At 67.7% G+C, this 14,718-nt stretch carries 17 protein-coding genes; 9 read left to right on the top strand and 8 right to left on the bottom strand.

All coding sequences use genetic code 11. The features are described 5' to 3' along the window. Positions 1-35: 35 nt before the first annotated feature. Together moaD and ACESMN_RS06790 are read left to right on the top strand one after the other, a co-directional pair. A complete protein-coding gene (gene moaD / locus ACESMN_RS06795) occupies positions 36-266 on the top strand; it encodes a molybdopterin converting factor subunit 1 (RefSeq protein WP_373052838.1) in 231 nt (76 codons plus the stop codon). Positions 267-271: 5 nt separating this feature from the next. Further along, entirely contained in the window at positions 272-709 is a 438-nt protein-coding gene (locus ACESMN_RS06790) for a molybdenum cofactor biosynthesis protein MoaE (RefSeq protein WP_373052837.1), read from the top strand. 52 nt (positions 710-761) lie between these two features. Here ACESMN_RS06790 and ACESMN_RS06785 read toward each other — a convergent pair whose 3' ends face one another. From ACESMN_RS06785 to ACESMN_RS06770, 4 genes are all read right to left on the bottom strand, one after another. After that, complete coding sequence (locus ACESMN_RS06785; RefSeq protein ID WP_373052836.1) at positions 762-2,105, bottom strand: DegQ family serine endoprotease; 1,344 nt, start codon at positions 2,103-2,105, stop codon at positions 762-764. Positions 2,106-2,176: 71 nt separating this feature from the next. Next, positions 2,177-3,073, bottom strand: coding sequence for a DnaJ C-terminal domain-containing protein (locus ACESMN_RS06780; protein ID WP_373052835.1), 897 nt, complete (start codon positions 3,071-3,073; stop codon positions 2,177-2,179). Positions 3,074-3,207: 134 nt separating this feature from the next. Next, positions 3,208-3,639, bottom strand: coding sequence for an Hsp20/alpha crystallin family protein (locus ACESMN_RS06775; RefSeq protein ID WP_373052834.1), 432 nt, complete (start codon positions 3,637-3,639; stop codon positions 3,208-3,210). Between the two features lie 103 nt (positions 3,640-3,742). After that, the gene (locus ACESMN_RS06770) at positions 3,743-4,609 is read right to left on the bottom strand and encodes a YicC/YloC family endoribonuclease (RefSeq protein WP_373052833.1); all 867 of its coding nucleotides are present in this window, start codon (positions 4,607-4,609) and stop codon (positions 3,743-3,745) included. A 107-nt stretch (positions 4,610-4,716) separates the two neighbouring features. Here ACESMN_RS06770 and rph point away from each other — a divergent pair, with 107 nt between their 5' ends. From rph to ACESMN_RS06745, 5 genes are all read left to right on the top strand, one after another. Beyond that, on the top strand, positions 4,717-5,433 hold the full coding sequence (rph, locus tag ACESMN_RS06765; protein ID WP_373052832.1) for a ribonuclease PH: 717 nt from the start codon (positions 4,717-4,719) through the stop codon (positions 5,431-5,433). A gap of 69 nt (positions 5,434-5,502) precedes the next feature. Beyond that, the gene (gene rdgB, locus ACESMN_RS06760; RefSeq protein ID WP_373052831.1) at positions 5,503-6,108 is read left to right on the top strand and encodes an RdgB/HAM1 family non-canonical purine NTP pyrophosphatase; all 606 of its coding nucleotides are present in this window, start codon (positions 5,503-5,505) and stop codon (positions 6,106-6,108) included. A 19-nt stretch (positions 6,109-6,127) separates the two neighbouring features. Next, positions 6,128-7,309, top strand: a complete 1,182-nt coding sequence (gene hemW / locus ACESMN_RS06755) for a radical SAM family heme chaperone HemW (RefSeq protein ID WP_373052852.1) — start codon at positions 6,128-6,130, stop codon at positions 7,307-7,309. Then, positions 7,293-7,490: a CPXCG motif-containing cysteine-rich protein gene (locus tag ACESMN_RS06750; RefSeq protein ID WP_373052830.1), complete on the top strand. Its 198-nt coding sequence runs from the start codon at positions 7,293-7,295 to the stop codon at positions 7,488-7,490. The genes hemW and ACESMN_RS06750 overlap by 17 nt, the downstream gene beginning before the upstream one ends. Further along, positions 7,487-7,738 carry a transcriptional antiterminator, Rof gene (locus ACESMN_RS06745; RefSeq protein ID WP_373052829.1) on the top strand — a complete coding sequence of 84 codons (252 nt, stop codon included), beginning with the start codon at positions 7,487-7,489 and terminating at the stop codon, positions 7,736-7,738. Before ACESMN_RS06750 ends, ACESMN_RS06745 begins: the two co-directional genes overlap by 4 nt. Before the next feature lie 8 nt (positions 7,739-7,746). Here ACESMN_RS06745 and rho read toward each other — a convergent pair whose 3' ends face one another. After that, positions 7,747-9,006, bottom strand: a complete 1,260-nt coding sequence (rho, locus tag ACESMN_RS06740; RefSeq protein WP_373052828.1) for a transcription termination factor Rho — start codon at positions 9,004-9,006, stop codon at positions 7,747-7,749. A gap of 201 nt (positions 9,007-9,207) precedes the next feature. Next, positions 9,208-9,534 carry a thioredoxin TrxA gene (gene trxA / locus ACESMN_RS06735; RefSeq protein WP_373052827.1) on the bottom strand — a complete coding sequence of 109 codons (327 nt, stop codon included), beginning with the start codon at positions 9,532-9,534 and terminating at the stop codon, positions 9,208-9,210. A gap of 119 nt (positions 9,535-9,653) precedes the next feature. Between trxA and ACESMN_RS06730 the strand changes: the two genes are divergently transcribed. Continuing rightward, positions 9,654-10,964 (top strand): DEAD/DEAH box helicase, encoded by a 1,311-nt coding sequence (locus ACESMN_RS06730; RefSeq protein WP_373052826.1) that lies wholly within the window; start codon positions 9,654-9,656, stop codon positions 10,962-10,964. A gap of 81 nt (positions 10,965-11,045) precedes the next feature. Here ACESMN_RS06730 and ACESMN_RS06725 read toward each other — a convergent pair whose 3' ends face one another. Then, the gene (locus tag ACESMN_RS06725; protein ID WP_373052825.1) at positions 11,046-12,278 is read right to left on the bottom strand and encodes a methyltransferase domain-containing protein; all 1,233 of its coding nucleotides are present in this window, start codon (positions 12,276-12,278) and stop codon (positions 11,046-11,048) included. Between the two features lie 325 nt (positions 12,279-12,603). On the opposite strand from ACESMN_RS06725, the gene sat reads away from it, so the two are divergent. Further along, positions 12,604-13,797: a sulfate adenylyltransferase gene (gene sat, locus ACESMN_RS06720; protein ID WP_373052824.1), complete on the top strand. Its 1,194-nt coding sequence runs from the start codon at positions 12,604-12,606 to the stop codon at positions 13,795-13,797. A gap of 118 nt (positions 13,798-13,915) precedes the next feature. On the opposite strand, the gene ACESMN_RS06715 is transcribed toward sat, so the two are convergent. Beyond that, positions 13,916-14,539: a CBS domain-containing protein gene (locus tag ACESMN_RS06715; protein ID WP_373052823.1), complete on the bottom strand. Its 624-nt coding sequence runs from the start codon at positions 14,537-14,539 to the stop codon at positions 13,916-13,918. Positions 14,540-14,718 lie beyond the last annotated feature (179 nt).

Genomic DNA, 14,718 nt, shown 5'->3' with positions numbered 1-14,718 from the left:
CGGGACCGACCTGTAGATGTGTAGGGGCCGCCAACGTGACGATCACCGTCCAGTATTTCGCTCGCCTGCGCGAGGATATCGGGCGTGACCGCGACGAGGTCACGGTGACCGGGGAACTGCAGACCGTGGGCGATCTCTGGCGCCACCTGCACGGCGACCCGCCCGCCCGACTGATGGCGGCGGTGAACCAGACCCACGCACGTCTGGACACCCCGGTTGCGGACGGTGACGAGGTCGCCTTCTTCCCGCCGGTGACCGGAGGCTAGGTTCCGTGGCGGTCCGGCTGTTCAACCACGCCTTCGATCCCTGGACCCTGGTGCGGGACCGGGAGCGCCGACTGCCACTGGAGGGATTCGGTGCCTGCGCCGTGTTTGCCGGACGCATGCGCGACTTCAACGAGGACCAGGACGTCCGGGCGCTGTTCCTCGAACACTACCCGGGCATGACCGAACGCGAGATGGAACGCATCGTCGCGGAGGCCGAGACCCGCTGGCCGTCGATCACCTGCGAGGTCGCACACCGCGTGGGCGCGGTCGAGCCGGCCGAGACCCTGGTGCTGGTCGCGGTCTGGTCCGCGCACCGCGTCGCTGCGCGCGATGCCTGCTCCGAGATCCTGGAGCGGCTCAAGCACGAGGCACCCTTCTGGAAGCGCGAGCGGCTGGCAGACGGCAGCCAGCGCTGGGTGGAGAAGAATACGCCGGGGCATTGAGCAACCCCGGGCGCCGTCCCGGGTCCGGTGGCCGGCAGACCCGGAACCGAGGCTACTGCAGCATCAGGAAGAAGGCGCTGGTGCCCCGCTGCAGGTTCAGCAGCAGCGTCCCGCCGCCGGACCGAGCCGACGCCGGCAGATCGTCCAGCCGCTCGACCTCACGCCGGTTCACCGAAAGTACGATATCGTCCTCGCGCAGGCCTGCCCGCGCCGCGGGGGAACGTGGTTGCACCCGGGCGATCCGGATCCGGGGCGTGCCCTCCCGGTCCAGCACCCGTTCGAAACGGGCCCCTGCCAGTCGCGAGTCGACAGCCTCGCCATCCAGTTCCTGCGGCTGCGGCGCCTCGATGCGCGCGCTCGCAAGCTGTTCGCGCCCGTTGCGCAGCAGGCGCAGCTCGACCTCGGTGCCGGCGCGCAGCAGGCCGATGCGGTTGCGCAGATCACTGGCTCCGCGCACCGGCCGGCCATCGACCTCGATCACCACGTCCCCCGCGCGCAGGCCTGCCCGCTCCGCAGCAGAGCCGGGTTCCACCTGAGCGATCACCGCACCGCCGGTCAGATCCAGCGTGAAGGCCTGGGCCAGATCGGGCGTCAGATCCTGGATCGAGACCCCGAGCTGGCCGCGGGTGACCGCACCGTCCTCGATCAGGTGATCCTGCACCGCCCGCGCCATGTTGATCGGGATCGCAAAACCGATTCCGATGTTGCCGCCGCCGCGCGCGATGATGGCGGTGTTGATTCCGACCAGCTCGCCGCGCAGGTTGACCAGCGGGCCGCCCGAATTGCCCGGATTGATCGAGGCATCGGTCTGTATGAAGTCCTCGAGTCCCTCGACCCCCAGGCCACTGCGGCCGAGGGCACTGACAATGCCGCTGGTGACCGTCTGCCCCAGCCCGAAGGGGTTGCCGATCGCGACCACGAAGTCCCCCACGCGCAACCGGTCCGAGTCGGCAAAGGGCAGGGCCCGGAGATCGCTGGCCTCGATGCGGATCAGCGCGATGTCGCTTTCGCGGTCGCCGCCGATCACCTCGGCATCGAAGCGGCGGCCATCGTGCAGCGTGACCACGATTTCGTCCGCCCGCTCGATCACGTGGTTGTTGGTGAGGATGAGCCCCTGATCGGCATCCACGATCACGCCCGAGCCGAGTCCCTGGCGCTGACGCTGGCGCGGCTGCGTGGGCAGGTCGAAGAAACGCCGGAAGAAGGGGTCATCGAACAGCGGGCTCACCGATTCGACCACCACCGCGCGCGTCGACACGTTCACCACCGCGGGCACGGTGCGCTCGAGCATCGGGGCGAGCGTCGGAAGCGGTTCGCCGTCCACTCCGGCGGGCAGGCGTGCCTCCGCGGTGGTGGACAGCAGCATCAGAGACAACCAGAAAAGCATCGTTCTCATCCATCGACCCTCCCGCGGCCCGAGTGCCGCGCGAACATCCCGACGACCATCCGGGTCCGGACGCGTGACCGTCAGGGCCGCAGCCGCGCCCGCGGCCGGAAACCGGAGGTCTTCGCCATCTCTTCGTACCACTGCCCCGCCTCCTCCGCGGACGGAACCTCGATCATCAGGCGCAGGTAGAGGTCGCCCGGTGTCTTGCCGGGAAGACCGCGCCCCTTCAGCCGCATCACCTTGCCCGACTGGGTCCCCGGCGGGATCCTGAGCCGCACCATGCCCTGCGGAGTCGGAGCATCGATGGTGGCCCCGAGTGCGGCCTCCCAGGGAGTGATCGGCAGGTCCCGGTGCAGGTCCCTGCCCTCCAGGCGGTAGCGCTGGTCCGGACGGACGCGGATCTCCAGCAGCAGGTCGCCGGGCGTGCCCGCGCCTGCGCCGGGCTCACCCTGCCCCCGCACCCGCAGGCGCGTGCCGGTGTGAGCGCCCGGCGGAATCCGCACGCGGCGGGAACCGCCCGAGCCGCCGTTTACCGTGACCTCGGTGCCTTGCAGGGCCTGGTCCAGCGTGATCTCCGCAACACCGGTGCGGTCCGCGCCGCGCATCTGGAAACCGGCGCCGCGACGGCGGCCTCCGGCACGGCCACCGAACAGCGAATCGAAGAAATCCGAGAAGCCGTCGAAGCCCTGGCCGCCGCCCCCGGGCGCCCCGCCGCCGCGGCCGGCCCAGCCCGGCGGGGGCCGGAACTCCTGCCCGGCCCGCCAGTTCGCCCCCAGGCGGTCATAGGCGCTGCGCCGCTCGGGGTCGCCGAGCACCTCGTGTGCCTCGTTGATCTCCTTGAAGCGTGTCTCGGCGTCGGACTGGGAGCTGACGTCGGGGTGGTATTTGCGTGCGAGGCGCCGGTAGGCCTTCTTGATGTCGTCCTGGCTGGCCGAGCGCGGCACGCCGAGAATCCTGTAGTAGTCCTTGAATTCCATAGACGGTCCCGTCAGCCTGCTGGGTTCGAGGAAACATCAGCGCGCATCCGGCAACCCGGACACCACGCGCGCTGCGCGCCGCCCGGTTGCCCGGACGGCGCGCCGTTCCGAACGGATGCGGTCCGGTGGCCCGCTCAGCCCTCGACGGTGATCCGGCGCGGCTGTACCTTCGCCTGCTTCGGAATCCTCACCTCGAGCACGCCGTTCTGGCAACGCGCGGAGATATTGTCCGAGTCCGCGGTATCCGGCAATGCAAAGCGCCGGAAGAAACTACCACGCACCCGTTCGACCCGCTTGTAGCCTTCCCGCTCCTCCTCGCTCTCGCGCTTGCGCTCGCCGCGGATGGTGAGCACGCCGTTCTCCATGTGCACCTCGATGTCCTTCGGGTCCACACCCGGCAGATCGGCGTGCAGCACGTAGCCATCGGACTCCTCGCGGATATCCACGGCGGGGCTCCAGTCGGCGGTGATTGCGGGTTCGTCGCGGTCACCGGACTCGTGCAGCCGTTCGATCTCGCGCGAAAGCTGGTTGAGCAGGCTCCAGGGTTCGTAACGCATCAGGGTCATGTTTGTCACCTCCAATCGGGTGTCGGTTTACTCCTGACGGATATCTGGGGACTGCGAAGGCGTTTTCAAGAATCCGTTCGCCCGCTGATCGCGACCCGACGGGTCATTCGATGTTCTGGACCTGCTCGCGCATCTGTTCGGTCAGGACCTTCATCTCCAGCACGACCCGGGTGGTCTCCAGGTCGTGGGACTTGGACCCCAGGGTGTTTGCCTCCCGGTTGAACTCCTGCATCAGGAAATCCAGGCGTCGACCCACCGGTTCGTCGCGTCCCAGGATCTCCCGCATCGCGGCCAGGTGCCCGTCCAGCCGATCCAGCTCCTCGTCCACATCGAGACGCTGGGCCAGCAGTGCAACCTCCTGCTCGAGGCGCTGTTCATCGAGGGCGAGATCCAGCTCCGCGATCCGGCTGCGCAGCCTTTCCCGCTGTGCCTCCAGCACCTCGGTACGGCGCCCGCGCAGCTGCCGCACCCGTTCGGCGAACGCGTCCAGGCGCGTCTCCAGGGCCTGCCGCAGCGTCGCGCCCTCCGCGAGCCGCATTGCACGCAACTCGCCGATCGTGGCCTTCAGGCCCTCGAGCACCGGCTCGCGCAGGGCTTCGATATCGACCGGCTCGTCGCGCTGCATGATGCCGGGCCAGGTCAGCACATCCAGTGCCGAGACGCGGGCCCCGTTCACCATCATCTGGTCGATCTCGCGCAGCGTCCGGATCAGGACCGTGGCGCGCTCATGATCGAAACGGATCTCGTCGGTGGTGGGATCCGTCTCCACGCGCAGCACGGCCTCCACCCTGCCCCGCGCAAGCAACTCCTGCAGCATGGCGCGCGCCTCAACCTCGAGCGCCCTGAGAGCGTCCGGCACCTGAATCCGAAGATCCAGGTGCCGATGATTCACGCTCCTGATCTCCCAGACCAGAGACTGGCCATCGGTCTCGGTGGCGTGGCGGGCATATCCGGTCATGCTGGCTGTCATCAGGGTATCCTTGCGCTCTCGTGTGTCGCCTGCGTCCCCCATTGTAGACGCGTGCGCCCTTCGCCTCCCGTATACTGCGCCGCTCATTCCAGTCTCGAGGAAAGTCCATGCGACCCAGCGGCCGCCAGCCCGATCAGATGCGCCCGGTTCGATTCACGCGCCATTTCACGCGCCACGCCGAGGGTTCCGTCCTCGTGGAATTCGGCGATACCCGGGTGCTTTGCACCGCGACGGTGGAGACGCGGGTGCCATCTTTCCTCAAGGGCCGGGGTCGGGGCTGGGTCACCGCGGAATACGGAATGCTTCCCCGGGCCACGCACGACCGCATGGTTCGCGAATCCGCGCGCGGCAAGCAGGGGGGGCGCACCCTGGAGATCCAGCGGCTGGTCGGCAGGGCCCTGCGCGCGGTGGTCGATCTCGAGGCCATGGGCGAGCGGCAGGTCATCATCGACTGCGACGTGCTCCAGGCCGATGGAGGAACCCGGACCGCCGCCATCAGCGGCGGTTACGTCGCCCTCTGCGACGCGGTGACCCAGTGCCTGAAGACCGGCGTGCTGAAGAGGAACCCGCTGCACGGCCAGCTTGCGGCCGTGTCCGTCGGGATCTTTCAGGGCCTGCCGGTACTCGACCTCGACTATGTCGAGGACTCCCAGGCCGAGACCGACCTGAACCTGGTGATGAACGAGGCCGGCGGCGTGATCGAGATCCAGGGCACAGCCGAGGGCCACGCCTTCCGCCGCGATGAACTCGATGCGATGCTGGAACTCGGAGAAAAGGGCATTCGCGAGATCATCCTGCGTCAGCAGGAAACGCTCGCGGCCTGAACGACCACGGGAACCCGGATTTCCGTGTCCATCCGTGGCTGAACCTTCACGCCAAGGTACGGAACGAAGATGAAACGCATCGTGCTGGCCTCCGGCAATGCCGGGAAGATCCGCGAACTCACCGAACTCCTGCGCCCGATGGGCGCCGAGATCGTCCCGCAATCACGGTGGCAGGTCGAGGAATGCGAGGAGACCGGTCTCACCTTCGTGGAAAACGCGATCCTGAAGGCACGCAACGCCGCACGACAGACGGGGATGCCGGCACTCGCCGACGACTCCGGGATCGAGGTCGATTTCCTGCGCGGGCAACCGGGCATCTACTCCGCCCGCTATTCCGGGCCCGCGGGCGACGACCGCAAGAACAACGAGAAACTGCTCGCCGCGATGCAGGGAGTGCCGCCGGAGGCGCGGGGTGCGCGCTTTCGCTGCGTGATGGTCTTCCTCGAGCACGCGGACGACCCGTCGCCGATCATCACCGAGGGGAGCTGGGAAGGCCGGGTTGCGGAGGCGCTGGCGGGCCCCCGCGGCTTTGGCTACGACCCGGTGTTCTACCTGCCCGGGCACGGATGCACCTCCGCCGAGCTCTCCGAGGCCGCAAAGAACCGGCTCAGCCACCGGGGGCAGGCCGTGCGGGCGATGGTGGAGCGACTGGCCCGGCGGCTGGAGCAGGCCTGAAGGGGTGGCGGTGACGGACATGCGCGCTTCGGGGTCCGGACCGGGGCCGGACCGGACCCCACCCCTGGCACTGTACGTCCACCTCCCCTGGTGCCTGCGGAAGTGCCCCTACTGCGACTTCAATTCCCACGAGCAGCGTGGCGAGCTGCCGGAACGCAGCTACGTCGCCGCGCTGCTGCAGGACCTGGAGGGCCAGCTGCCGCGGGTCTGGGGCCGCCGGCTGGAGAGCGTGTTCGTCGGCGGCGGCACCCCCAGCCTGTTCGCGCCCGAGTCTGTCGACGAGCTCTTGTCGGGGCTGCGCGCCTTGCTCCCCTGGCGGCCGGATCTCGAGGTCACGCTGGAGGCCAACCCCGGTGCCGTCGAGCGGGGCCACTTCCGCGGTTATCGCGAGGCGGGCGTCAATCGCCTGTCGCTGGGCATACAGAGCTTCGATCCGGCGCTGCTTGAGCGGCTGGGTCGAATCCACGACGGTGCCGATGCCCGGACCGCGATCGAGCAGGCGCAGCGGGCAGGATTCGAACGCATGAACCTGGACCTGATGTTCGGCCTCCCGGGTCAATCGCTGCGGCAGGGCCTGGATGACCTGCGCACCGCCCTGGACTTCGCGCCCGGACACATCTCCTGGTACCAGCTGACGCTGGAACCGAACACCCTGTTCGCGGCGCGCCCCCCTGCGCTGCCGCCGGAGGACAGCGTCGCCGAGCTCTTCGAGCGCGGTCAGGCCCTGCTGCGGCGCTCGGGCTATACTCGCTACGAGGTTTCGGCCTACGCGTTGGCGGGGAGTGAATGCCGGCACAACCGCAACTACTGGGAGTTCGGGGACTACCTCGGCATCGGGGCGGGAGCCCATGGCAAGCTCACCGACCCGACCACCGGCACCGTGACCCGGCTGCTCAAGCCACGGCAACCGGATGCCTATCTGCGCGATCCGCAGGCCGTGTCCAGCCAACCGGTCGCGCCACGCTCGCTGCCCTTCGAGTTCATGCTGAATGCCTTGCGTCTGACCGCCGGGGTACCCGCATCCCTGTTCGCGGAGCGCACCGGGCTCTCCCCGGACAGGATCGGCACGCTGCTGGCCCAGGCCCGGGAACGCGGCCTGCTCGATCCCGATCCGGCCGTGCTGCGACCCACGGAACACGGTCTGCGCTTTCTCAACGACCTGCTGGAAATGTTTCTGGAAGACGATGACCCGCCCGATTGAATTCGTGAGCTATCCATGCCCCTGGTGCGGGGCCCCCGGGGAGGCCAGCATCGACATGGTCAGCGGGGAACGGGAGTGGGTGGAGGACTGCGGCGTCTGCTGTGCGCCAATCGTCTTCCGCCGCGTGGACTCCGGGGATGGCGAGGAGCCGGAGATCGCGGTCTGGCGGGAGGGCGAATGACCCCGGTTCCCCGGTACGCGCCGATGGACTGTGCGCAGTATTCCCGGCTGGAGCTCGCGATCCTGCAGAAGCGCGCCCTGCGCCTGCGCTGGATCGGGCGGGGCGTCACGCACCTCGAGGTGGTCCGCCCGCTCGATCTCAGGACCCGGCGGCATGCCGAGTACCTGATCCTGCGCGACGCCCTGGACCGCCGCCGCATCCTGCGGCTTGACCGGATCGCCCGCTTCGAGGTGCTGGGAGACGCCTGAGGTCTGCGTCAGGTACGGCGCATCATGTCGAAGAAGTCGGCGTTGGTCTTGGAGGACTGCATGCGGCCGAGCAGGAATTCCATCGCCTCGAGATCGTCCATGCCGTGCAGGAACTTGCGCAGGATCCACAGCTTCTGCAGTTCATCCGGCTGGGTGAGCAGCTCCTCGCGGCGGGTACCGGAGCGGTTCACGTTGATCGCGGGGTAGACCCGCTTCTCCGCGATGCGGCGATCCAGGTGGATCTCCATGTTGCCGGTGCCCTTGAACTCCTCGTAGATCACCTCGTCCATCTTGGAGCCGGTGTCCACCAGCGCGGTCGCGAGGATGGTCAGGCTGCCGCCCTCCTCGATGTTGCGCGCCGCGCCGAAGAAGCGCTTCGGACGGTGCAGCGCGTTGGCGTCGACACCCCCGGTCAGCACCTTGCCGGAGCTCGGCACGACGGTGTTGTACGCGCGCGCCAGACGGGTGATGGAGTCGAGGAGAATCACCACGTCGCGCTTGTGTTCGACCAGGCGCTTGGCCTTCTCGATCACCATTTCGGCGACCTGCACGTGTCGGGTGGCGGGTTCGTCGAAGGTGCTCGAGACCACCTCTCCCTGCACCATCCGGGTCATCTCCGTGACCTCCTCCGGGCGCTCGTCGATCAGCAGCACGATCAGGTAGCAGTCCGGATGGTTGGTCGCGATGCTCTGGGCGATGTTCTGCAGCATCAGCGTCTTGCCGGCCTTCGGAGGCGAGACGATCAGCCCGCGCTGACCCTTTCCGAAGGGTGCCACCATGTCGATCACGCGCGCGGTGATGTCCTCGGTGGAGCCGTTGCCGCGCTCCATGCGCATGCGCTCGTTCGGGTGCAGTGGCGTGAGATTCTCGAACAGCACCTTGTGCCGCGCATTCTCCGGGGGCTCGAAGTTGATCTGCGAGACCTTGAGCAGCGCGAAGTAACGCTCATTGTCCTTGGGTGGCCGGATCTTGCCGGAGATGGTGTCGCCGGTGCGCAGCCCGAAGCGCCGGATCTGGCTCGGCGAGACGTAGACGTCGTCCGGACCCGCCTGGTAGGAGCTGTCGGCCGCGCGCAGAAAACCGAAGCCGTCGGAGAGGATCTCCAGCACGCCATCGCCATAGATCGGTTCGCCGTTCTTTGCATGCGCCTTCAGCAGCGCAAAGATGATGTCCTGCTTGCGGGCCCGGGACATGTTCTCGATGCCCTGCGCCTCGGCGAATGTGACCAGGTCGGCAGCGGTCTTCTGCTTCAGTTCGGTGAGATTCATCGGGTACTGTTCTGACGTGAGTAGATGCGGGATCGCAATGCGACCGGGGCGGTGGCCGGGGCTTCTGGAGGGAGGCGGGAAGCGCCGGGGACGCGGCGCCTTGGCGGACTATAGGCGAGGACGTGCCTTCAGGCAAGTATTGAAGCCGCGGAGGGATCTACCGGGGATCCTCGCCTGATGGCGGGATGCCCCGGGCAGTGGTCAGAGATGCTGGTCGAGAAAGGCGGTCAGCTGGGACTTGCTCAGGGCGCCGACCTTGGTGGCCTCGACGTCCCCATCCTTGAACAGCATCAGGGTCGGGATCCCCCGGATGCCGTATTTCGGCGGCGTCGCCGGATTCTCGTCGATGTTCAGCTTGGCAACCCTGAGTTTGCCGTCGTACTCTTCGGCGATTTCACTGAGAATCGGGGCGATCATCTTGCAGGGACCGCACCATTCGGCCCAGTAGTCCACCAGTACCGGCCGATCGGATTTCAGGACGTCGGCCTCGAAACTGGCATCCGAGGTATAATGAATATTTTCGCTCACACCGGTTCCTCGTTGATTGACTGTGGGGCGCGGAAAGCGTGCCCTCTGTCACCTGCTACTATCGGTCAATTTCGCGGGTGAGTTCAAGTTGAACGGGCGTCTGCGCCCATGGGAGTCCCATGACCGAGGCCGACAACTCCGGCATCCGCTTCGAAGGTTTCGACCTTCCCGAACCCGTGCTGCAGGGCATCCGCGACGCGGGCTTCGAGTTCTGCACCCCGATCCAGGCCCTGACCCTGCCGATTGCGCTGGCCGGTCGGGATGTCGCCGGCCAGGCACAGACCGGGACCGGCAAGACCGCAGCCTTCCTGCTGGCGGCCTTCGACCGTCTCCTGCGCAACCCGCCGGCCGAAGACCGGCGCGCGACCGATGTGCGAATGATGGTGCTGGCGCCGACGCGTGAGCTGGCGATCCAGATTCACAAGGACGCGCTGCTGCTCGGCCGGCACACCGGTCTGAGGTTCGCGCTCGCCTATGGCGGCACCGGCTACGAAGAGCAGCGCGACCGGCTCCGGGAGGGGGCGGACGTGCTGATCGGCACGCCGGGCCGCATCATCGACTACCACAAGCAGCGTGTGTTCGGCCTGAAGCGGGTCGAGGTGGTGGTCCTCGACGAGGCCGACCGCATGTTCGACCTCGGCTTCATCAAGGACATCCGCTACCTGCTGCGCCGCTGCTCCCCGCCGGCCCAGCGCCAGTCCATGCTGTTCTCGGCCACCCTGTCCTGGCGGGTGATGGAACTGGCCTACGAGCACATGAACAACCCGGACAAGGTCCAGGTGGAGGCCGAGACCGTCACCGCCGAAAACATCCGCCAGGTGATCTACTACCCGGCAAACGACCAGAAGATCCCGCTGCTGATCGGGCTTGCGCGCAAGATCGGGCCGCAACGCGCGATCGTGTTCGTGAACACCAAGCACTGGGCCGAGCGCGTCTGCGACTGGCTGAATGCGAACGGCCTGAAGGCCGCCCTGCTCTCGGGCGACGTGCCCCAGAACAAGCGCACGCGCCTGCTGGCCCAGTTTGCCGAGGGACAGTACACCTTCCTGGTGGCAACCGACGTGGCGGCGCGCGGCCTGCACATCCCGGACGTGACCCATGTCTTCAACTTCGATCTGCCGCAGTCGGGCGAGGATTACGTGCACCGTATCGGACGCACCGGTCGAGTCGGTGCCCAGGGCGACGCGATCAGTTTCGGCTGCGAGGATTCCGCCTTCTACCTGCCGGACATAGAGGCCTACCTGGGGCAGCGCATCCCCACCGAAATGCTCTATCCCGAGGACCTGCCCCGAGAGCTGAAGCGCCCGCCCCCGCGCGCACGGCGCAAACCCGGCGACCGCCCTCGGGGGCCGCGGGGCGGGGCACGCCCGTCCGGCGACGGGCGCGGGCGTGGGCGCCCCCCGCGCAAGCCGGCCCCCGGGGACACCTGAGCCCCCTCGAGTCCGGCGCCTCGCCGCCGCCCTCCCGCGCGAAGCCGGGCCCCGGCGGCGGGAACCGGTTCCCGTCCTCCATCACATCGCCTGGCCCCAGATCGCGTAGACGGGGTCCGCCGTCGCGAGGCGGCCGGCATACGGATCCTCGGGCGGTCGCGGCAGGCCGCGCAGGGACCAGGTGTTCAGCGCCCCGAAGCCCCCGGCCTCGAGAAAGAACTCCAGCACCAGCCCCATGCGCTCGAACTCGTGCAGTTCCGCCCACGGCACGATCGCCTTCGGCGGAAACCAGCGGTTCGAAAAGGTGACCAGGAAGCGGGCCCCGGGTCGCAGGACGCGCCGGACCTCCCGGAAGACCTCGACCGGCCGCACCAGGTATTCGACCGACACGGTACAGATCACCGCGTCGAAGCGGGCGTCGGGCCACGGCAGACGCGGCTCGAGATTGAGGTCGTGCACCACGCGCTCCCGAAGCATCGGGTTCGCGGCCAGCTCCTCCGCATTCATCCCCAGCCCCGCGACCCGCAGCGCAGAGGCCGCCGGATCGAGATGAGAGGTCCAGCTGCTCATCAGGTCGAGCACATCCCCCGTCTCGGGCAGCAGGGCGCGGTAGAGGCGGGCGATCCGCGCACGCGCGGCGTCATCGATGTGCTGCACCATCCTGGGACTCGCGTAAAACTCGGCATCCGGTCCGGCATCGGCGCGGGCAAACGGAGCCCCGTGCCCAAAGTCCGTCGGCTGGCCGCGCCAGCGTGACTGCATGCCCGGACCGTTGGTCACTGCCGCGCGGCCCACGTCTGCCGGCGGCTCGACCGGCGGCGAGAGATCCAGCAGCCGCAGTTCCAGATCCACCGGGAGCCCGGCCAGCGGATGGTTGAAGTCCACCGCGATCTCGCCGTCCGCAGCAATCGAGATCACGCGGAAGGCCGTGGGCGTTCCGGGCGGCAGCCCCGGGGCGCCCTCGAGAAAGGGCCCGGGGTAGAAGCGGCCGGCCCGGGGTTCCACCCGGCTGCGTCCCAGCGTGCGCCGGAAGAAACCGCCCGGAACCGTCACCATCCGGGCATCCTGCCAGTCCGGGAGGAGCTCGCCGGGGTCGAATGCCCTGGTCACCGTGCCGGCACCGTCCGCGGCGAGCAGGCCGCGCAGCGCCGTCGGAAGCGCCTCGGGGGCCGGACAGGACAGTACCCGGCTGTCCAGGTGGGCGGCCTCCACGCTGTGCCAGCGCAGGGCGATCCCCAGCCCGCCTGCGGAACCGCTGCCGGGGGATCGGGGTGCCTTGCCGGCGAGATCGTCGAATGGGTCGAAGCGCGGCATACCCCCTCCTTTATTCGGCTCTTGGACGAATCGGCCACGAGTGGGCGCGAGACTAAGCCCGGAGCGGGCCGCGCGCGATCTTCACCCCGAGGCATTTCAGGATATTGCTGTCTGCCCGCGAAGCGGCAGTGCCGGCAACGAGCGCCGTTGATCAGCGTTTGCTGATTAAAATCCCCCGCCCGTTTTGCATCATCTTGTGCTACGTTACCGCCGCCTGTGGCTCTTAAACCCGTCCGGTCGGGGACGACCTGGCTACCACAAATGCGGCGGCCGCGCCGCCGACACAGCAGATATCCACATCCACCTTCGGCAGGAGAAACAGCCCATGATGAAACCACACGGTGCGGATACCCTTAAGCCGCTCTTTGTCTACGATACCGAAAAGCACCACGCCCTGATGCAGGAGGCCGAGACCCTTCCCTCCGTGCTGATCAGCTCGGCCGCGGCCGGTAACGCGGTGATGATGGGTGGCGGATACTTCACCCCCCTCACCGGTTTCATGAATGTCGCCGATGCGATGGGCTGCGCAAAGGAGATGCGCACCACCAAGGGACTGTTCTTCCCGGTCCCGATCGTCAACCTGCTGGAAAACGCCGACGCGATCCGGGGCGCCAAGCGGATCGCCCTGCGTGATCCCAACATGGAGGGCAATCCGATCCTCGCCGTCCAGGAGGTGGAGGCGATCGAGGAGTTCACTCCCGAGCAGATGGAGTTCATTACGCAGCAGGTCTATCGCACCACCGACCCCGAGCACCCAGGAGTCGCCGCGTTCAACAGTGTCGGCCGTATCTGCGTCTCCGGTCCGATCCAGGTTCTGCACTTCTCCTACTTCCAGGATGACTTCCCCGACACCTTCCGGACCGCCGTCGAGATCCGCAACGAGATCACCGAGCGTGGCTGGAACAAGGTGGTCGCCTTCCAGACCCGCAACCCGATGCATCGCGCCCACGAGGAGCTTTGCCGCATGGCGCTGGAGCAGCTCGACGCCGACGGCGTGGTGATTCACATGCTTCTCGGCAAGCTAAAGCCCGGCGACATCCCGGCGCCCGTTCGGGACGCCGCCATTCGCAAGATGGCGGAAGTCTATTTCCCGCCGAACACCGTGATGATCACCGGCTACGGCTTTGACATGCTGTACGCCGGACCCCGCGAGGCGGTCCTCCACGCGCTGTTCCGTCAGAACATGGGTGCGACCCACTTCATTATCGGTCGCGATCACGCCGGGGTTGGTGACTACTACGGAGCCTTCGACGCCCAGACCATCTTCGACACCGAGGTGCCCCCCGACGCGCTCGAGATCGAGATCTTCCGCGCGGACCACACCGCCTACTCGAAGAAGCTCAACCGCGTCGTGATGATGCGGGATGTACCGGATCACACCAAGGAGGACTTCGTACTCCTATCCGGCACGAAGGTACGCGAGATGCTGGGCCGCGGCGAACCGCCCCCGCCCGAGTTCTCCCGCATCGAGGTGGCCGAGATCCTGATGGACTACTACCGGAGCCTCAACGCGAAATAGGGGCGTCAACCCCCGCCCCCGCCTGCGGGGAGGTTGGGGTGGGGCGCGGCAAAGGCGGGGGACAGCTTTGCAAATCTGTCCCCCGGCCGCCGCAGATCCGTCCCCGGGGCGCCGCCAGTCAGTACGCCTTCGACAGTGCCGCCTGGATGTCGGCGAAGGTCCGGGCGACATCGAAGGTCTGCACCGGCAGGCCGAGCTGGCGGCTGATCTGCGTCGCCGAAAACATGCCGCGGATGCGATGCGTCCCGGTTGCAGGATCCAGCTCCCCGACCAGCGCGTGCTGGCGACCCCAGTTCTTCAGGGTTGCGACGATGTCGCCCACCTCGGCCCGCATCACCCGGGACATCTCCAGCAGATCGATGCCGTCCACCGGCGCCATCAGGTCGCGCACCTGCAGATCGTCGTAGCGCCCCCCGTGCTCGTGAACCATCTGGATCGGCCTCTCGCCCTGGGTGTCACGAGCGGTGATCAGACCGATCACGTCCTCCTGGTCATCAACCACGAGCAGCAGGCGCACGCCCCGCTTGATCATCGCCTGGGTCGCCTCGGTCAGCGTCGCGGTCGGCCCTATGGTCGCGACCGGCACCTTGCGGAAATCGGTCATCACGCACAGCGCCGAGGAAGAGACGGTGACCAGCGGCGGGGCCTCGGTAGGCTGCTGCAGCCGGGCCCCCGGCCGGGCCTTGTGCGATGGCAGGGGCTTGTGCGATGGCAGGGGCTTGTGCGCGCTCTCACTCCTCATCTCGACTCCTTTTTTGTTATCTCCAGCAAGCGTCCCAATGTAGGCGCCGATCGCCGCGCCGTCCAGGGCCGAAGGGCGCGTGTGTGGCCGCTGGCAACCGCACGTCAACCGGAGAATAGACCATTGGCAACCGGAAACACGATCCTCCGTTCTCGTCGCGTTGCGGCCGTCGACCGGGC

Origin of the sequence: Thioalkalivibrio sp., from assembly GCF_041690275.1 — a bacterium.
Taxonomy (GTDB): domain Bacteria; phylum Pseudomonadota; class Gammaproteobacteria; order Ectothiorhodospirales; family Ectothiorhodospiraceae; genus Thioalkalivibrio.
Note: the sequence above shows the minus strand (reverse complement) of the source record. Positions and strands in the feature narration are given on the sequence as shown.